The organism is Amphritea balenae (assembly GCF_003858655.1).
Taxonomy (GTDB): Bacteria; Pseudomonadota; Gammaproteobacteria; order Pseudomonadales; family Balneatricaceae; genus Amphritea; species Amphritea balenae.
In genome coordinates this window covers 67,345-86,584 of sequence record NZ_RQXV01000005.1, presented here as the reverse complement: position 1 = coordinate 86,584, position 19,240 = coordinate 67,345, and the positions used below count along the sequence as shown (strand labels likewise).

Below are 19,240 nucleotides of genomic sequence, written 5' to 3'. Positions count from 1 at the left end.
GATTGGTGTGTTTTTATGCTGTTAATAAAATCATGTGTCATGCTTAAGATTTGATTATCTAAATAAATGAATGTGTAATTCTAGAGGTGGTATGGGATTTAAATATTTGTTAAGGGAGGTTATGCCTCCTTTTATTTGGAAAGCAATTTCATCATTAATTAAAGGTAGGAAGAATAGTCATTCTCTTATTAGTTATTACTGCCCTTGCTGTAAGGCTCGTGTCGAAAACTTCATTCCTTTTCCTATGATTAATCTGCAAAGGTTGTTTGATGTTCAAGCTGTTGATGCAGTTTTTAACGCTGAAACTTTGAATATATCTCAGTATACATGCCCTGAGTGTGGTGCTACGGACAGGGATAGGCTTTATACCCTGTACTTGGATATGCTATTTAATGAATTAAATGGGTATGTCTCTATGCTGGAAATAGCTCCATCTAAGCCTCTGGCTGATTTTATCAAGAGTAAATCATATATTAGCTACCGTTCTGCAGATCTGTATATGGAAGAAGTAGATGATAAAATAGATATAACAAATATGGATATTTATGAGGATGAAAAGTTTGATGTGATTATTTGTTCTCATGTTTTGGAACATGTCGAGAATGACATGAAAGCGATTTCAGAATTATATCGTGTTCTAAAGCAAAGAGGCTATGCAATTTTGATGGTGCCAATAACATTAGGTTTTAAAGATATTAAAGAAGATAATCATATCAAAAAAAATCCTCAATTATGTTTAAAGTATTATGGCCAAGAGGATCATATAAGAAGGTATTCTAAAGAGGGGTATATTATGAGACTAGAGGAGGGGGGGTTTATAGTTTCAGAATATGGCGAAAACGATTTTGGTTCTGATTTGTTTTTACAGGCAGGTATTCATAAGCGTTCAGTCCTTTATGTTGTCACGAAGGTTTGATTTGCTTTTTTAGGTTTAATTGAAATTAATGATTTGATAAATATGGCTACGAGGTAATAATTTTTTATGTCGTTAACTAAGAGAACTGCTCTAGCCATTTTATGGGATTTTTCAGAGCAGCTATTGCGCAGAGGGCTCAGTGTAGCTGTGACACTCCTACTTGCGTATTACTTAGCGCCAGAAGATTTTGGTCTAATTGCAATGATGAGTGTATTCCTAACATTAGGCTCATTGATGATGGACTCAGGATTGTCACAAAGCTTAATCCGAATTAAAGGAATAAAACAGGTTCATTATAATACAGCGTTTTATTTAAATATCTTGTTCGGGATTTTAGCCTATGTGTTTCTCTTTTTTGTCGCACCATACGTTTCTTTGTTTTATCAGCAGCCTGATCTGATTGAGTTGATTCGTATTGCTGGGATTATTTTAGTGGTTAATTCTTTTAAAATTGTTCAATTTTCGAAGTTAAATCGCGAGCTGAATTTTAAAACTCAATTTATGGTAAACCTTCCTGCTGCAGTTGTTTCAGGCGCTGGGGCTGTATTAGTTGCTTATGAAGGTTGGGGTGTTTGGGCCTTAGTGATTCAAATGTTATTGTTCTCTTTTACGAACACGATTTTTCTTTGGATGGTAAAACCCTGGATTCCAACATTTGAATTCTCTTTCAATGAAGCAAAGACGATGTACGTTTTTGGTTATAAGCTATTTCTTGCTGAAGTTATAAATACTTTATTCAAAAATATGTATGTGCTGGTAATAGCAAAATACATCAGCTCATACACAGCGGGTCTTTACTTTTTTTCGGAAAAGATAAAAGACTTTATAATTAATCTGTTGGTGTCGTCAATTCAAAAAGTTACTTATCCCGCACTAGCTACTTTGCAAGATGATAATGAGCGCTTAAAGTCAAGCTATCGTGAAGTTATTTCGATAACGGCTTTTGTTGTTTTTCCAGCTATGTTGTTTGTAGTGGCTTTGACTAAACCAATTTTTGATGCATTGCTACCCGAAAGATGGAATGAGGCTATGTTATACTTACAGCTAATGATGTTAGCTTCATTGTTATACCCTGTCCATGCTATTAATCTTAATATATTAAGTGTAAAAGGTCGTTCAGATCTGTTTTTAGGTTTGGAAATATTGCGAAAAATATTGATCGTTCTAATTTTTTTAGTAAGTTTCGGTTACGGTGTTGTAGGTATTTTGATTGGGCAGATCGTTAGTTCTGTTTTATTGTATATACCTAATAGTTATTTTGCTTATAATTTAATTGGTTATAGCGTAAAAGAGCAGCTGCAAGATTTTATGCCAAGTCTGCTATTGGCGTTTTTAGTTTCTTACTGCATATACTTGTTACAGTTATGGATCGTTTTGCCTGCCTTAGTAGAGCTTTTTCTTCTAGGAGTGCTCTCGCTATTATTGTATGTTACAGGTGCTGTTTTTTTTAATGTAAAGGCTTTTAGTAGTCTATGTGATTTTTTGGAAGTTAAACTTAAAAAGTAGAAATATGAAAGAATTACTAACTGAAAGTGAAATCATAAGATCATGGGAAGGCTCAGTGAAGAAGCCTTTAGTAAGTATTTGCTGTATTACTTATAACCATGAGTTATATATAGAGGACGCTTTGATAGGTTTCTTATCACAAAAAACCAATTTTTCATTTGAGGTTCTTGTGCATGATGATGCTTCTTCAGATTCAACGGCTGATATAATTCGTAAATATCAAATGTTATATCCTTCGATTATAAAGCCAATTTTTCAGATAGAAAATAAATATTCAAAAAATATAAGAATTAATCCAGCATTTAATTTTCCAAGGGCTGTTGGTAAATATATTGCATTGTGCGATGGTGACGATTACTGGAATGATGCTAGTAAACTTCAGGTTCAAAAAGACTTTCTTGATAATAACCTTGAATACGTGATTTGTTATACTGATATTATTCCTTTTAATAATGAAGGGGTTTTAAATACGGATTTCGGGGGTGCACATGATGATCTTTCAGCTGTTGAACTGCAAAAAGCTACTTCGATATATACTTTGACTGCTTTTTTTAGAAACCTTATCAATGAATGGCCACCAGAATTATATAATGTAAAGTATGGTGATATTGCGCTGTGGAGTCTGCTTGGTGATCATGGCAAGGGGAAGTATTTGCCTGAAGTTAATCCCTCTATGTATCGTGTTCATAATCAGAGCCTTCATTCATCCAAAAATAGGCTTCATCAGCTCGAAATGAGATTGCAAACTCTTATGTCATTGTATTCGCTCAGGCTCAATAGAGGCCAGAATAAAATTGCTGTTCTTTATCTTGAAGAAATTATTTCTATATCGAATGAGTTGCTAGGTGTTAATCATTTTAAGATGGTTCTTAAAGCTTTATATGCGAAGCTTCATAATCTTTTCAGGATTTCTGGCTAGTTTGTATTTTCCTTAATTAAATGTGGTGATGCTATTAGAATTTCAATCGTTATGGCCATGTATAATGGTGAAAGGTTTTTAGAAGAGCAGCTTGAGAGTATAAATGATCAAACTTTTAGGCCTTATGAACTTATTATAATTGATGATTGTTCAAAGGATGCTTCTGTTAATATTGTAAAACGTTATTCAGAAGAGGTGTCGTTTCCTGTCAGATTGCATTTAAACAGTAAAAATATCGGTTCAACCCTTACTTTCTGCAAGGCTATCTCACTGAGTGAAGGAGATGTCGTTGTTCTTTGCGATCAGGATGACCTCTGGGTTGAAGATAGATTAGAAAAGATAAAGTCAGCCTTTGAAGAGGATTATTCACGAGTTGGTGTTTACTCTAATGCGTCCTTGATAGATCAGGATGGTAATTATCTGGGTAGGAATTTATGGTCAAGCTTATCAATTAAGAATGATGAGTTTAAAGCTCTTGCTACTGGTGGTTATTCTGCTTTTTCTGTGTTACTGGCTCGGAATGTTATAACAGGCGCAGCATTTGCTTTTAAGAAACGCTATGTCCAATCATGTCAGAAATTTCCTGAGTCGTGGGTTCATGACGCATGGATTGCGATAAACGTTGTCAGAAGTGGACCTATACACTGTATTCCTGAATGTCTTGTTAAGTATCGTCAGCATGATGGTAATCAGATAGGGTTAAATCAAATATCAACTTTCGGACGGTTGATCGCGCGGTTGAAGTTTAGATCTGAAGATTATTTCATTGGCTTAATTTCGGATCGTAAAATCTTATTGGACTATTTGGTTAATTCTGGTGAAGATGAAGTTTTTTCAAATCTTGTTGGTGACGCAGTAACACACTTTAAATCAAGGGTTGAAGGCAAAAGGAATCGCTTTATATTTGTTCGCGAACTTATTTATGGAAGGTATCATAAGTTTTCTTCTGGCTTTTCAAGCTTTGTAAAGGATTTTCTTGGTTTTTGAAAGGGATTCCCAGTTATGTTGTTAAGCTTCACTTGGAGAATAAACTGATGCTTAATTTTTGGTTTTTGAGTAAAACTTTGAATTTTATGCTAGAGGCTAGAGTAGCCTGTAATTATATAATTGCTTTGTTAAAGTCGGAAATTTAGTGAAATGAACAATATTTCTGTGATTATTGTTACTTATCGGTGTGAATCAAATTTCTTTGAAAGGATAATTCGGCCTCTTGATGATAGCGTTTTAGAGTTCGTGATTATCGCTAATTCTCCGCTGGAAGATTTATACTCGCTTGAATATGTTAATTCTAATGTTAAATTTATTCAGAATAATAATAACCTTGGGATTGCCGCGGCGCAAAATATTGGTGCAGAAAATGCTCGGGGTGAGTTTCTTTTGTTCTTTGATCAAGACTCGCTTGTAAAACCAGACTTGGCTGATGTTCTGTTAAATGATTATTGCGCTTTTAATGGTGATGATCGGAGAACGCGGAAAATAGGATTGTTGAGTGCAATTGATTATGATGAGCGCACAAAAGCTATAAACTCTAAGCGCCTACGGTCATCGAGAGCAATAAGCGACAGTCATATTCGAGAGGTTAGTAATACGTTATCGTCGAGTAGTCTGATTTCCAGGGAGCTTTTCGACAGGCTGGGAGGGAATGATGAATGGCTCTTTATTGATCAAGTAGATAATGACTTATGTCATCGAGTCCGCCACGAAGGCTTATTAGTATGTGTCGACCCACATGTTTCACTTATTCATAATCTCGGCGAAGGCTATGGTACTTTTATGGGGTTAAGTTTTGGTGTTTCATCGCCATTTAGGACTTATTACCAAGTTAGAAATTTAGTTTATCTCATTTCTAAAGATTATATTGAAAAAAAGATAAAGTTGCTCATGATTAGAAGTGTCGTTATTAAATTTTTTCTTATAGTGCTGGTGTTAGATGATAAGAGAGACCGCATTAAATACGCTTTTAAAGGGTTGAAAGATGGTTTTAAGCGTTGGTTACTTTAACTTTATTCTCAGTTCGTGCTTACTGGTTATGCCCGTTTTATGGTTTTATGGTTTTGGGTTATTTGTAGGATTTTAAGTAAATTATTACATGGCTTTTTATTTGTGTATGTCGCCCATAGATAAATTTTTCCAATACGAATTGATGGGCTTTAGTCATTGTTGTGGATAGTTGTATGCTAGCCTAAATGTCATTGATATTGTAAGTTATATGGATAAAGTGATCCTAAGGGGTGAGGTATTTTGTACGGGGGCTAAACAATGTGTTTTTCAGTATTGATGTCGGTATATATCAAAGAGAGACCTGAATACTTAGAAGCATGTTTAAAGAGTCTTTCTGAGCAAACTTTGATGGCTGATGAAGTAGTACTGGTAGAAGACGGGGTTATTACCTCTGATTTGAGCTTGGTGATTGAAAAATATCGTTCTCAGTTAAATATTGTATCTGTTTGCTTAGCGAATAATGTAGGCTTGGCTGCAGCCCTAAATGAAGGCTTGAAGATATGCACTTATGAACTTGTAGCACGGATGGATACGGATGACCTGGCAGTGCCGTTTCGCTTTGAAAAGCTGGTAGAGTATTTTAGAGAGTATCCTGATTTGGATATTTTAGGTTCTTACGCGCAAGATCTTAGTGACGATAATGTTCTTGGAATGATTCGCGAGATGCCGTTAGCACATAAGTCGATATATAAAAACTTATTCTGTTGTCCTTTTATCCATCCAAGCGTTATGTATAAGAAGTCTTTTATAGATTCGATAGGAGGCTATGATGAAAAACTAGCTCGCCGTCAAGATTATGATCTATGGTTCCGTTGCGGGTTACAGAATGCACGTTTTTCTAATCTCCCGTTGGTTCTATTGCAATATCGTTTTACAGAAGGAACTCATTCTAGACAGTCTAGAATAATGCTTTTACGTCAGGGTTTAATTGGTTTTAACGGAGTCTGGCAGTTAAAACAACCAATTTGGAAGGGCTTAGGTGCTTTTTTGCCTTTTATTCGCTCGTTTTTGCCTGGTAGGTTAGAGCATAAGTTGTATATCGTTCTTAAGCGACTTGATCCTCGGCGAAGAGTAAAGTAATTATGCGTATTTTTTTGACCGGTTCGTCAGGATTTGTAGGTGGCGTTATTTTGGATCGTTTGGTTGCTCAAAGCGTTGAGAGTTATGCGTTACATCGTACCGACGTGATTTGTATTCCTGATGGTGTTACGAAGCTTCTGGGTGATTTAACCGATTTATCAGACATTAAAAATGCGTCTGTGGGCTCTGATGTATACAGTGATCAGTCTACGGTAGACCCCGCGTTTGTGCTCGATATGGCGCTTGCAAACAGTGATGTTGTAATTCACGCTGCTGCCCGTGCCCATATCATGAAGGATGAAGTAGCTGAGCCGTTGGCGGAATATCGTCGACTCAATGTTGAGGGGACAATTAATCTGGCTCAACAGGCTGCGATAGCAGGGGTACAGCGCTTTATCTTTATCAGTTCGATCAAAGTTAATGGTGAACAGACTCCTTTGGATCAGCCATTTATGGCTGATGATGCGCCCGCACCGCATGGTGCTTACGGTATTTCTAAATGGGAGGCCGAAGAAGGACTCAAGCAATTGGCTACTGAAACCGGTATGGAGGTGGTAATCATCCGTCCTCCACTGGTTTATGGCGCGGGTGTGAAAGGTAACTTGGCTAGTATGATCAAGCTGGTGACGAAGGGGGTGCCGCTCCCCCTTGGTGCTGTTCATAATCAGCGCTCACTGGTGGCTGTTGATAACCTGGTGGATCTGATTATTACTTGTATTGATCATCCAGCTGCCGCCAATCAGGTGTTTCTGGTTAGTGATGGGCATGATTTATCTACTACAAATCTGCTGCGCGGTGTTGCTAGTGCTATGGGTAAGAGTTCCCGGTTACTTCCAGTACCATCATTTATCTTGATGTTGGCTGGAACGCTGCTTGGGAAAAAAGAGGTTACGCAACGGTTGCTAGGGTCTTTGCAGGTAGATATTACCAAAACTCGTAATCTACTTGACTGGGAGCCGCCTATTTCTGTTAGCGAGGGTTTGAAACGTTGTTTCACCAAGAGATAATTACATGTACAGCTTCTTAAATTACAGGTGTTAATGTGATTCGTGCATTTGATTTTGTTTTTTCATTGCTAGGGCTGGTATTAGGCTTTCCGGTACTGCTATTGCTTACGCTTATTGGTTTTTTGGATACAGGCTCACCGGTTTTTCGGCAGGAAAGGGTAGGGCGACGTCGAAAAACCTTTACCTTAGTTAAATTCAGAACAATGAAGTTGGATACAGCCTCAGTTGCTACTCACCTTGCTTGCAGTTCATCAGTTACAAGGTTTGGTTGTTTTTTACGCAGGAGTAAATTGGATGAACTGCCCCAACTGATCAATGTTTTTAAAGGAGAGATGAGTCTGGTTGGCCCAAGACCTTGTTTGCCTAATCAGACTGAGCTTATCACCGCACGTGAAGCACTAGGTGTTTTTGACGTGCTGCCTGGGATTACCGGGTTGGCTCAGGTTAACGGAATAGATATGTCTCAGCCTGAGTATCTGGCTGAATGGGATAGAAAGATGATTGATGAAATGTCAGTTAAGAACTATTTCATTTATCTTATTAAAACAGTGCTGGGGCAAGGTTCCGGTGATCGTATTAAGTAATCCGGGGCGATGACTTGCTAAACTTATTACTTAACTCATCCAGAAATACAAAGAAAGCGTTGTTTCTCTGCTTTGATGTTTTGGTTTTACCAATCTGCTGTTGGCTTAGCTTTGCTTTGCGCTATGAGGATTGGACTGCTCGCGATTTTGCGCACTGGCCCACTTACCTGTTAGCGCCGGTTATAGCGATTCCGTTTTTTATAAGGTTGGGTCTTTATAGGGCGGTTATCCGTTACATCGGTTACAAGGCGCAATGGACGGTTCTTAAAGCGGTAACCCTGTTTCTCCTTGTTTGGACCTTAGTCAGTTATCAGTTAGGTCTTGAGGTTTATATTCCCCGTTCTGTTTTTTTTATCTTCTGGTTTATTGCGGTATTTACTATCGGTGGAAGCCGGATGTTGGCCCGTTGGGTTATTTTGCAGCAGTTTCCAGGGGGGAAGCTCCAGAAAGTTAAGGCGGATGCTGAAAGGGTACTTATCTATGGTGCTGGTGCAGCAGGCCGTCAGCTTGCTAATGCGTTAGAGCAATCATCAGAATTTTTACCGGTAGGCTTTATTGATGATAACCCTGAGTTAACGGGTCTGGATATCCATAATCTTGGGGTGTATAGATCAGACAGGCTTTTTGATCTGATTGATAGGTTTGATATTGATACGCTCCTGTTGGCAATGCCTTCTGCTTCAAGGTATCGAAAAAAGCAGATAATAGATGCGCTAGCGGGTGTTCAGGTGAGGGTTCTTACTCTGCCGGTTGTTTCAGACCTCGCCGGTGGCCGGGTCAGTATTGATGATATAAAAGAGGTCGATATAGCAGACCTGCTTGGGCGGGAGGAGGTTCAGCCGCAGCAATCGTTACTAGATGCCTGTATCAAAGATCAGGCGGTACTTGTTAGTGGCGCAGGGGGCTCAATTGGCTCGGAGTTATGTCGTCAGATAATCTGTCAGAAGCCGTCTGTTCTGATTCTGTTGGATCAGTCTGAGTTTGCCTTGTACAGTATAGAAATTGAGTTGTCTGAAGCTCAGGCACAGAGGTCTGAGTTACAAATTGTTCCTGTGCTTGGGTCGGTGCTGGATGAGGCTTTGATTGATAGGGTTTTAGCTCAATATAACGTCGACACCATTTATCATGCGGCGGCCTATAAGCATGTGCCTTTAGTTGAGAATAATACTGTAGCCGGATTGCGTAACAATGTTATAGGTACGCTAACTCTCGCTCAATCAGCAGTTAGAAGCAGCGTTAAAAATTTCGTGCTTATTTCAACCGATAAGGCGGTGCGGCCAACAAATGTAATGGGCGCGAGCAAACGCTTTGCAGAGTTGATTCTTCAGGGCTTGAGTAAGCGTGAAGTAGACCGTTCAGGTATCCGGTTTGCAATGGTTCGGTTTGGCAATGTATTAGGCTCGTCCGGTTCAGTTATCCCATTGTTCAGGCGGCAGATAAAAGCGGGTGGCCCTGTAACGGTAACCGATCCGGAGATTACCCGTTACTTTATGACTATCCCAGAAGCGGCGTCGTTGGTTATTCAGGCCGGCTCCATGGGCAGTTCCGGTGATGTCTATGTACTGGATATGGGTGAACCGGTAAAGATTTATGATCTTGCCAGGCAGATGGTTAATCTAACCGGCCTTTCTGTAAGAGACAGGCAGTGCCGCGACGGAGATATAGAGATTCGGTTTACCGGACTACGGGATGGTGAAAAGCTCTATGAGGAATTGCTGATTGGTGGTGATGTACTTGAAACTGACCATCCAAAAGTGATGCGTGCACAAGAGGAGATGCTGGACTGGAGAGATCTGGAAGTGATTATTCACCAGCTTTCTATAGCGTTGGATACATTTAATCACGAAGAGATACAGGAGTTATTGCTAGCTTCGGTTAATGGCTACGATCCAAAGGGCTAGTCGTTAAAATTATTCCGTTCCAGACTAACGCTCCTTTATCTAACAAATTCACCTGAGACCGATCCGTCTTTATTAAAGAGCTGAGTCGTGTTCTTTCTTTAATGATTTTATTTAGAGGGGGTGGGCCTTGCAGGACTTGAACCTACGACCGATCCGTCTCTATTAAAGAGCTGAGTCGTGTTCTTTCTTTATGATTTTATTTAGAAGGGGGGGGGGCTTGCAGGACTTGAGCCTGCGACCGATCCGTCTCTATTAAAGAGCTGAGTCGTGTTCTTTCTTTAATGATTTTATTTAGAAGGGGTGGTGGGCCTTGCAGGACTTGAATCTGCGACCGATCCGTCTCTATTAAAGAGCAGAGTCGTGTTCTTTCTTTAATGATTTTATTTAGAAGGGGTGGGCCTTGCAGGACTTGAGCCTGCAACCGATCCGTCTCTATTAAAGAGCTGAGTCGTGTTCTTTCTTTAATGATTTTATTTAGAAGGGGTGGTGGGCCTTGCAGGACTTGAGCCTGCAACCGATCCGTCTCTATTAAAGAGCTGAGTCGTGTTCTTTCTTTAATGATTTTATTTAGAAGGGGTGGTGGGCCTTGCAGGACTTGAACCTGCGACCGATCCGTCTCTATTAAAGAGCTGAGTCGTGTTCTTTCTTTAATGATTTTGTTTAGAAGGGGTGGGCCTTGCAGGACTTCAACCTGCGACTGATCCGTCTCTATTAAACAGCTGAGTCGTGTTCTTTCTTTAATGATTTTGTTTAGAAGGGGTGGGCCCTGCAGGACTTTAACATGCGACCGATCCGTCTCTATTAAAGAGCTGAGTCGTGTTCTTTCTTTAATGATTTTATTTAGAAGGGGTGGGCCTTGCAGGACTTGAACCTGCGATTGATCCGTCTCTATTAAAGAGCTGAGTCGCGTTCTTTCTTTAATGATTTTATTTAGAAGGGGTGGTGGGCCTTGCAGGACTTGAACCTGCGACCGATCGATTATGAGTCGAGCGCTCTAACCAACTGAGCTAAAGGCCCCCAATAGATTCCGGCTAAAGTTTCAGATACCAGCTAGTGGTGTTGTCTTCTGATTTAAAGCCAGCCTCTCGAGAGAGGCGCCCATCATACCATAGGATTTGATGGGCGCAACGGTCTGATTTAAAAGATTTTAATGCTCGTCGAGGAAGCTGCGCAGATGGTCTGAGCGGCTAGGGTGGCGCAGCTTACGCAGCGCTTTAGCTTCGATCTGACGAATACGTTCACGGGTTACATCAAACTGCTTACCAACCTCTTCAAGTGTATGGTCGGTGTTCATGTTGATGCCGAAACGCATACGCAAAACTTTAGCTTCACGAGCGGTCAGGCCGGCCAGGACTTCCTTAGTTGCTTCGCGCAGGCCTTCACCTGTTGCAGAATCAACCGGAGAGTCGATGGTAATATCTTCAATGAAATCACCCAGGCTGGAATCTTCATCATCGCCGATTGGCGTTTCCATGGAGATTGGCTCTTTGGCAATCTTCAGAACCTTGCGGATTTTATCCTCTGGCATATCCATACGCTCTGCCAGCTCTTCCGGAGAAGGCTCGCGGCCCATTTCCTGAAGCATCTGACGTGAGATACGGTTCAGCTTGTTGATCGTCTCGATCATGTGAACCGGAATACGGATAGTACGCGCCTGGTCGGCAATGGAGCGGGTGATCGCCTGACGAATCCACCAGGTTGCATAAGTCGAGAACTTATAACCACGGCGATATTCAAACTTATCAACGGCTTTCATCAGACCGATGTTACCTTCCTGAATTAGATCAAGGAACTGTAGGCCACGGTTGGTGTACTTTTTCGCGATAGAGATAACCAGTCGAAGGTTGGCTTCAACCATCTCTTTCTTGGCGCGGCGGGCACGAGCCTCACCGATCGACATGCGACGGTTAACTTCTTTCATCTCGTTCAGGGTTAGCATGATGTCCTGCTCAACCTGAACCAGTTTTTTCTGGGCGCGTCTCAGTTCAATATCATGGCGTCTTAGTCGCGGTGCATATTCCGTATCGGAAGTCAGCAGGTTTTCCAGCCATTCACTGTTGGTTTCATTGCCCGGGAATTCTTTGATGAACTGGCGACGAGGCATTTTTGCACGCTGGGTGCAGATCTGCATGATCAAACGCTCTTGTTTACGGATGCGTTCGATAGCACTGCGCACGTTAGTAACCAGCATATCGTAATAGCGGGGTGCCAGTTTTATCGGAGAAAATACTTCGGCCAGTTCTTTGAAGGCTTTAGCGGCGGTTTTGCTGCTACGGCCATCGCTTTGTACTGCCTTTAGATAAATAGTGTAGTTACTACGTATCAGTTCAAAACGACGTTTAGCTTCTTCCGGATCTGGTCCGCGCTCTTTCTCTTCTTCATCATCGTCATCGCTGGCTGCGGCAGGCGGTGCTGCAGTCGGTAGCTCAGTGCTGTCGTCAGGGTCGATATAACCACTGAAGATGTCACTTAGACGGCCTTCTTCTTCGATGGTGCTGTCGTACGCGGTCAGGATGGCATCAACGGAACCTGGGAATGCTGCCAGTCCGGACATGACTTCACGCAGGCCTTCCTCGATTCGCTTAGCGATTTCGATTTCGCCCTGACGGGTCAATAGTTCTACTGTACCCATTTCACGCATATACATACGTACCGGATCGGTAGTACGACCAGCGTCAGACTCAACTGCTGCCAGTGCTGCGACGGCTTCTTCGTCGGCTTCTTCAGCTGAATCCCCTTCTGTCATCAGCAATGTTTCTGCATCCGGGGCAACTTCAGAAACCGAAATGCCCATATCGTTGATCATTCGGATGATATCTTCTACCTGATCCGGATCAGCAATATCTTCGGGCAGGTGGTCATTAACTTCAGCGTAAGTAAGGTAGCCTTGCTCCTTACCTCGTGCGATCAATTCCTTGAGGCGTGACTGCTGCTGTGAGGTGTCTGACATAAGTGCCCTTCAGTGATGACAGTAGTGGAAAATTAGCCCGCCATTATATCGATAGCGAGGTGTAAATTCTACAGATTGCAGAACCCTAAACGGATATTTCATGTATAAAAAATAGACTATTTTTCAATGTGCTGGGGCAGAATTGTAAAACCGCAGCCTGAAAACATAAAAAAATGTCAAAGTTTGCTCTGTAGCTGTTTAAATGGGGGCTATGTAGATGGTTTTCAATAGGTGTTGGTTATTTTTCTAGGGGGTGTTCTTTGTTGATGGTTTTCAATAGATTTTAGTTATTTTTCTATGGGGTAGTTCTTTGTTGATGGTTTTCAATAGATAGTGGTTATTTTTCTGTGGGTTTTCTTATCCGGCTGGTCGCCTGCTGCATAATCAGCTGATTGAGGCGGGTTTTGTCGTCGCTGCTCAGGTGAGGTTGAGATTTAAGTTTAAGAATTTCACGGTCGAGGTGACGCTCCTGAAGTCTAATAAGGCAGTCCTGCAGTACTTTTTGAGCGTTACCAGAGTCGATAATGGGTTCTTGATGTGCAATCTCGTTCAGTTGGTGGATGAGAGGGCGCAAGTGGTCTTCGTCCTGCCAGTCAATAGCCAGAATTCCCGGGGTCACGCCGGGGTGCTCTAGCATGTGGCTACTAAGATGAAGAAGTAGCTGGTCAGTGTTGTTGTCGGAGTCTTTAAGGAAGCTCAGATCGCCGCACTGATTGGCCAGGGAGGGCATGTGCAATAGTATCGACACTGCACTGCTGCTGGGGTTGATATGTACGGCTGAGCCGCCCGGTGGTGCCGGGCGGGGCTTTCTTTTGTCTTTGCCAAATTTGCGGCTGGACTTACGTTTATTGCCTTTGCTTTGAAAGTCCCCGCTCTGATAGTCATAGTTCTGGTAATCATGGTCTTGGTAGTCATGGTTCTGATAGTCAGCACTTTTATACTCAGAGCTTTGAAAATCGGAATAGCTATCATCAGAATAGCCAGATGTTTCTTGATAGTAACCTTGGGTTGCAGCAGGTGGTACGGCGGTCGCTTCCTGCAGGTTATTGACGCTGCTAAGTTGTTCGAGACTGAGGCCGGTAAGGTCTGAGATCTTTTCCTGCATCATCTGTTTCAGAATGCCGGGCTGCATCTCATCAATCATAGGCAATGCCTGATTGCTATAGCGGGCCCGGCCGTCGAGAGAAGTCATGTCGGCCCCCTCTTCTAATGTCTTAAAGAAGAAGTCAGACAAGGGTAGGGCTTCATTGAGGCGTTTTTCAAAGGCTTCGTTGCCTTCGATGCGAACCAGGCTATCCGGGTCTTCCCCTTCAGGCAGAAACAGAAATCGGGCTTGTTTACCGTCGGTAATAACAGGCAGTGTTGTGTCCAGGGCGCGTTTGGCTGCCTTTCTGCCGGCAGCGTCACCGTCAAAGCAGAAGATCACTTCTTGTACGGTACGGAATATTCGATCCAGATGTTGGGCGCTGGTGGCAGTGCCTAAGGTGGCGACGGCATAATTAATACCGTATTGCGCGAGTCCAACAACATCCATGTAGCCTTCGACAATAATAAGTCGATCGAGTTTTTGATTGAATTTTCGGGCCTCATACAGTCCGTATAGCTCACGGCCTTTATGAAAAGTATCTGTTTCAGGGGAGTTAAGGTATTTGGGTTTTTCATCACCCAGAACCCGGCCGCCAAACGCGATTACCCGGCCCCGGCTATCCCGGATCGGAAACATAATACGTTCCCTGAACCGGTCGTAAAATCGGTCGGTATCTTCTTTGTTGATCAGCATGCCGGCTTGTTCAAGGCGTTGTTTGGTGGCGTCGTCTTTAGCAAGTTTTTTTAGCAGGTTGTCCCATCCGGGAGGAGCATAGCCTATGCCGAATCGGGCTGCTATCTGCCCGGTTAGTCCGCGGTCTTTAAGGTAGTTTACTGCAGTTGCTTTATTGGGGTGTTCGCGTAGCTGTTGTTGATAGTATGCTGATGCATCTTCAAGTAGCGCATAAATATCTTTAATTCGCTGTTCACGTTGATGGTCTACAGGCCCTTCTTGTTTGGGCATATCAACGCCAGCCAGTTTGGCGAGCTCCTCGACGGCTTCAGGGAAGCTTAGTCGATCATGTTCCATCAAAAAACTAAGGGAGTTTCCGCCGGCACCGCAGCCGAAGCAGTAGTAAAATTGTTTTTCGTTATTGACGGTAAACGAAGGGGATTTTTCTTTGTGAAACGGACATAGTCCGGAATGGTTTTTGCCGGTGCGTTTTAATTTAACGCGGGCATCAACAATATCCAGTACGCTTACACGTGCCAGAAGGTCATCGATAAAGGCTTGCGGAATACGTCCGGCCATGAAGAACAGTTACCTGCTGATAAAAAAAAGAGGGTCAGCGGTTATCTTAACTGCTTAGTCGGAATATGTCAGTCGGTCTATGTCAGGCGGGCTTTGACGAGTTGGCTGATCGCACCCATGTCGGCGCGGCCTTGTGCTTGTGGCTTAACCAGTGCCATGACTTTGCCCATATCCTGCATACCCTGTGCTCCAGAGTTGCTGACAGCAGCATCAACCATTGCGGCTAATTCGGCTTCGCTAAGCGGCTGAGGAAGGAACTCCTTGATAACAAGGAGTTCAGCTTTCTCAATATCGGCCAGATCATCACGACCGGCAGCTTCATACTGCGCGATCGAATCACGGCGCTGCTTTTGCATTTTATCCAGCGTCGCGAGTACGCGAGCATCATCCAGCTCAATACGCTCATCAACTTCGATGCGTTTGAGCTCAGCCAGCATCATGCGGATAGTGGCAAGGCGCAATTTTGCTTTTGCGCGCATTGCTGCTTTCATCTCATCACTGAGTCGTTGCTTCAGTTCTGACATTCCGCTCTCCTGGCTGTTAGGGCTGTTTAATGCGTAGTGAAGATCTTAGTACAGACGAACGCGACGCTGGTTTTCGCGCTGAACTTTCTTCAGGTGACGCTTTACAGCGGCAGCAGCTTTACGCTTACGAACAGAGGTTGGCTTCTCGTAGAATTCACGACGACGTACTTCAGCCAGAACACCTGCTTTTTCGCAAGAACGCTTGAAACGACGAAGAGCTACGTCAAATGGCTCGTTTTCTTTAACTTTAACTGCTGGCATAGAATACCTTTCCTTTAGAAATTTTTATGTCTGTTAACTGAGTTTAGACTCAGTTGGCCAATATAAGGGCCGGTATTTTATTCTTATGATTCTTTGGTGTAAAGCCTAAATACGATGAAAAGATTGTTAAATTGCAGGATAATGATGTGAGTTTGAGCCCCGGCGTGATTATACGTGGGTACAGTATCAATTTGAGTGATGAGAAAAAAGCCCGATGCGTGTATTAGGAATCGAAACCTCTTGTGATGAAACCGGTGTTGCTATCTATGATAGCGAGGCGGGTCTGTTAGGTGATGCCCTTTATAGTCAGATTGCGGTGCACGCTGAATACGGAGGGGTTGTTCCTGAGCTGGCCTCAAGGGATCACGTGCGTAAGTTACTACCATTGGTAAAAGAGGTTTTAGCTGAAGCTAATACGACGACAGATCAGTTGGATGCTGTTGCTTATACTGCGGGTCCGGGTTTGATCGGCGCTTTGATGGTAGGGGCTTCTACCGGGAGGGCGATGGCATTGGCTTGGGGGATTCCGGCATTAGGTGTTCATCATATGGAAGGTCACTTGCTGGCACCAATGTTAGAAGAGCAGCCTCCGGAGTTTCCTTTTGTGGCTCTGTTGGTATCCGGAGGGCATACCCAGCTGGTTCAGGTTGATGCTATCGGGGAGTACAGTTTGCTGGGCGAATCCCTTGATGATGCAGCAGGCGAAGCTTTTGATAAAGCGGCTAAAATGTTGGGTATGAGTTATCCGGGAGGGCCAGAAATTGCTCGTCTGGCGGAGCAAGGGGACCGCTCTCGCTTTCGCTTTCCGCGGCCGATGACAGACCGCCCTGGGTTGGATATGAGTTTCAGTGGTCTGAAAACTTATACCCTGAATACGTCAAATGATCTGCGTATTGATGGTGAGTTATCAGCAAAGGATCAGCGTGATATCGCGGCAGCGTTTGAAGATGCGGTGGTTGATACGCTGGCCATCAAATGTAAGCGGGCACTGCAGCAAACCGGCTTTAAGCAGTTAGTGATCGCCGGTGGAGTGAGTGCAAATCAGCGTTTGCGGGACAAACTGGAAGCGATGGTCAGCAAAGAGCGCGCTCAGTTATTTTATGCTCGTCCTCGTTTCTGTACGGATAATGGGGCAATGATTGCCTATGCAGGCTGTCAGCGGCTCGCCGCGGGCCAGAGTAGTGACTTGTTTATTCAGTGTCAGCCTCGCTGGCCATTAGACACGCTGGAGCCGATTACGAAGCCTTGAACTCAAGGGTTAGAGATTTGTTAACAGCAGCGTAAAACGTATTTGTAGTCTGCTTTTATAGCGGGCTTTCATGGCCCGCCATCAGCTTGCGGATATTTTGGTGGTGGGTCGCTATTATAATCAGGCACATGATCCCAATCGGGATGATTAGTTGCGGTACCATCAACCAGCAGAGAGCCGGGCTTAGCAGGGCCATGCCGATGGCTGCTAATGAAGATATGCGCCGGAAGATTAGCAGGCCACACCAAACAGTGCATTGAATCAGGCCTAGTTGGTAGTCCAGAACCAAGCAGCCCCCCAGCATTGTCGCAACACCTTTACCGCCAGTGAAACGCATAAATATGGACCAGATATGTCCGACAAGTGCTGCTATTCCTGCGAACCCCTGTTCATAAATGCTGAGTTCCAGCCAGTTGGCAATGGCAATAGACAGTGCGCCTTTGCTTAGGTCGCCAACCAGTGTTATTAGTGCGGCAAGGCGGTTTCCTGCTCGAAGTACGTTGGTGGTGCCAGGGTTGCCAGAACCTTGTTGACGAGGATCAGCTATCCCCATAGAGTGACAAACCAGAATAGCAGTGGGTACTGAGCCTAGCAGATAGGCGACTGCTACCGCTGACAAAATTGTAATCGTTTCAGTGCCGAGCATGCTGATATCCGGTTGCTGATCAGTTATTGTTATCAACTTACTGATTTGTATAGCGTACTTCGGCTCAGGATGAAAGCTGAAACTAAAACAAAGGACTGTGATATGAGAATCTGTAGTATGCTGTTGTGGCTGTTATTGATCAGCGGTAACAGTAGTGCGGGCATCAGATTGGATGATGGTAGCCTGGCTTCGGCGGGCGATGATATCAGTCTTATTTATGCCAGCTGGGGGCGGGAAGCGAAGCGGGTTCGCAGTGAGCGTACCTGCAATAAAATTATCAGGCTTAAGAAAGAATATTGCTCAACAAAACGGCTTATATGGCAGCGGGATGGTCGCTATCTGATGGTTCAGTTGAGTGGCTCAATGATTATTAAAACTGGCTGGACCCGTTCTGCCAGAAGATTAAAAGAACGTTTTTAAGTTGTCAGGTTCTATTCTCCTGGCGATATTGACTCATGTTATAAAGGTTTTGTAGTGGATATTGTATACATTGAGGGGATGCAGGTAGAAACCGTTATCGGGATCTACGACTGGGAGCGCGAAATAAAACAGACGGTTTGTCTGGATCTTCAAATGGGGACTGATATTCGTCAGGCTGCCTCCACTGAAGATATTGATAATTGTGTTAGTTATCAGACGGTTTCAGAGCGATTAATCAGTTTTATTGAAGAGAGTGAGTTTCAGCTGGTCGAAACTATGGCAGAAGAGATTGCTCAGATAGTACTTGATGAGTTTGAGGTGCGCTGGGTAAAGCTAAAACTGGGTAAGCCCGGTGCGGTGCCTGCAGCAACTGACGTAGGTGTAATCATTGAACGGGGAGAGCGCTTCTGATGGCTCGTGTATTTGTTAGTATTGGTAGTAATACAGATCGTGAAGTTTATATTGGGCGTGGCCTGGATGCTCTGCAGCAACGCTTTGAAAAGCTTGAATTATCACCGGTTTATGAGAGTGAAGCGGTAGGGTTTAGCGGGGATAACTTCTTTAATCTGGTCGCGGTATTCGAGACAGATCTTGAAGTGGGGGAGTTAAGCCGGACACTTAAAAAGATTGAAGACGATAACGGGCGCTGTCGTAAAGATCCGAAATTCAGTGGTCGTACTCTCGATATTGATATTCTGACATATGATGCACTGATCGGTGAAATCGAGGGTGTGACGCTGCCACGGGGTGAAATTACTGAAAACGCCTTTGTCTTACAGCCGTTGGCTGACCTTGCGCCTAAGGAACGTCATCCGGTTCTGGCGGAAACCTATCAGCAGTTGTGGTTAGATTTTGATAAAGACAAGCAGCAGTTGGAACGTATCGCTTTTGAATGGCAGGAACGGGATCTATCTGCGTAATCGAGTTTTCCTATGGAA

At 43.4% G+C, this 19,240-nt stretch carries 18 protein-coding genes and 1 tRNA gene; 13 read left to right on the top strand and 6 right to left on the bottom strand.

Going from position 1 to position 19,240, the window contains the following annotated elements; genetic code table 11:
* The first annotated feature begins 91 nt into the window (after positions 1-91).
* The 9 genes from EHS89_RS10060 (at position 92) to EHS89_RS10020 (ending at position 9,914) form a co-directional block, all read left to right on the top strand.
* Entirely contained in the window at positions 92-916 is an 825-nt protein-coding gene (locus tag EHS89_RS10060) for a class I SAM-dependent methyltransferase (RefSeq protein ID WP_170167471.1), read from the top strand.
* Positions 917-982: 66 nt separating this feature from the next.
* Positions 983-2,422 carry a lipopolysaccharide biosynthesis protein gene (locus tag EHS89_RS10055; protein WP_124926023.1) on the top strand — a complete coding sequence of 480 codons (1,440 nt, stop codon included), beginning with the start codon at positions 983-985 and terminating at the stop codon, positions 2,420-2,422.
* Between the two features lie 4 nt (positions 2,423-2,426).
* Entirely contained in the window at positions 2,427-3,341 is a 915-nt protein-coding gene (locus tag EHS89_RS10050) for a glycosyltransferase family 2 protein (protein ID WP_124926022.1), read from the top strand.
* A gap of 51 nt (positions 3,342-3,392) precedes the next feature.
* Positions 3,393-4,328 (top strand): glycosyltransferase family 2 protein, encoded by a 936-nt coding sequence (locus EHS89_RS10045; protein WP_124926021.1) that lies wholly within the window; start codon positions 3,393-3,395, stop codon positions 4,326-4,328.
* Positions 4,329-4,478: 150 nt separating this feature from the next.
* Positions 4,479-5,342, top strand: coding sequence for a glycosyltransferase (locus tag EHS89_RS10040; protein ID WP_124926020.1), 864 nt, complete (start codon positions 4,479-4,481; stop codon positions 5,340-5,342).
* Between the two features lie 258 nt (positions 5,343-5,600).
* Positions 5,601-6,422, top strand: a complete 822-nt coding sequence (locus EHS89_RS10035) for a glycosyltransferase (protein ID WP_124926019.1) — start codon at positions 5,601-5,603, stop codon at positions 6,420-6,422.
* 2 nt (positions 6,423-6,424) lie between these two features.
* On the top strand, positions 6,425-7,429 hold the full coding sequence (locus EHS89_RS10030; RefSeq protein ID WP_124926018.1) for a UDP-glucose 4-epimerase family protein: 1,005 nt from the start codon (positions 6,425-6,427) through the stop codon (positions 7,427-7,429).
* Between the two features lie 35 nt (positions 7,430-7,464).
* Complete coding sequence (locus EHS89_RS10025) at positions 7,465-8,013, top strand: sugar transferase (RefSeq protein ID WP_124926017.1); 549 nt, start codon at positions 7,465-7,467, stop codon at positions 8,011-8,013.
* A gap of 14 nt (positions 8,014-8,027) precedes the next feature.
* Positions 8,028-9,914 (top strand): polysaccharide biosynthesis protein, encoded by a 1,887-nt coding sequence (locus EHS89_RS10020; RefSeq protein ID WP_124926016.1) that lies wholly within the window; start codon positions 8,028-8,030, stop codon positions 9,912-9,914.
* A gap of 940 nt (positions 9,915-10,854) precedes the next feature.
* Here EHS89_RS10020 and EHS89_RS10015 read toward each other — a convergent pair.
* The 5 genes from EHS89_RS10015 to rpsU form a co-directional block, all read right to left on the bottom strand.
* Positions 10,855-10,931 (bottom strand) — tRNA-Ile (locus EHS89_RS10015).
* A 130-nt stretch (positions 10,932-11,061) separates the two neighbouring features.
* Entirely contained in the window at positions 11,062-12,864 is a 1,803-nt protein-coding gene (rpoD, locus tag EHS89_RS10010; RefSeq protein WP_124926015.1) for an RNA polymerase sigma factor RpoD, read from the bottom strand.
* A gap of 337 nt (positions 12,865-13,201) precedes the next feature.
* A complete protein-coding gene (gene dnaG / locus EHS89_RS10005; protein WP_124926014.1) occupies positions 13,202-15,202 on the bottom strand; it encodes a DNA primase in 2,001 nt (666 codons plus the stop codon).
* A gap of 77 nt (positions 15,203-15,279) precedes the next feature.
* Entirely contained in the window at positions 15,280-15,726 is a 447-nt protein-coding gene (locus tag EHS89_RS10000) for a GatB/YqeY domain-containing protein (protein ID WP_124926013.1), read from the bottom strand.
* Between the two features lie 45 nt (positions 15,727-15,771).
* Complete coding sequence (rpsU, locus tag EHS89_RS09995) at positions 15,772-15,987, bottom strand: 30S ribosomal protein S21 (protein WP_124926012.1); 216 nt, start codon at positions 15,985-15,987, stop codon at positions 15,772-15,774.
* Positions 15,988-16,201: 214 nt separating this feature from the next.
* On the opposite strand from rpsU, the gene tsaD reads away from it, so the two are divergent.
* Positions 16,202-17,236 (top strand): tRNA (adenosine(37)-N6)-threonylcarbamoyltransferase complex transferase subunit TsaD, encoded by a 1,035-nt coding sequence (gene tsaD / locus EHS89_RS09990; RefSeq protein ID WP_124926011.1) that lies wholly within the window; start codon positions 16,202-16,204, stop codon positions 17,234-17,236.
* A gap of 55 nt (positions 17,237-17,291) precedes the next feature.
* On the opposite strand, the gene plsY is transcribed toward tsaD, so the two are convergent.
* A complete protein-coding gene (gene plsY, locus EHS89_RS09985; protein ID WP_124926010.1) occupies positions 17,292-17,882 on the bottom strand; it encodes a glycerol-3-phosphate 1-O-acyltransferase PlsY in 591 nt (196 codons plus the stop codon).
* 102 nt (positions 17,883-17,984) lie between these two features.
* Between plsY and EHS89_RS09980 the strand changes: the two genes are divergently transcribed.
* From EHS89_RS09980 to folK, 3 genes are read left to right on the top strand one after another with little or no spacing between them, the layout of a single operon-like run.
* Complete coding sequence (locus EHS89_RS09980) at positions 17,985-18,302, top strand: hypothetical protein (protein ID WP_124926009.1); 318 nt, start codon at positions 17,985-17,987, stop codon at positions 18,300-18,302.
* Positions 18,303-18,356: 54 nt separating this feature from the next.
* The gene (folB, locus tag EHS89_RS09975) at positions 18,357-18,713 is read left to right on the top strand and encodes a dihydroneopterin aldolase (RefSeq protein ID WP_124926008.1); all 357 of its coding nucleotides are present in this window, start codon (positions 18,357-18,359) and stop codon (positions 18,711-18,713) included.
* A complete protein-coding gene (gene folK / locus EHS89_RS09970; protein ID WP_124926007.1) occupies positions 18,713-19,222 on the top strand; it encodes a 2-amino-4-hydroxy-6-hydroxymethyldihydropteridine diphosphokinase in 510 nt (169 codons plus the stop codon). The genes folB and folK overlap by 1 nt, the downstream gene beginning before the upstream one ends.
* Positions 19,223-19,240 lie beyond the last annotated feature (18 nt).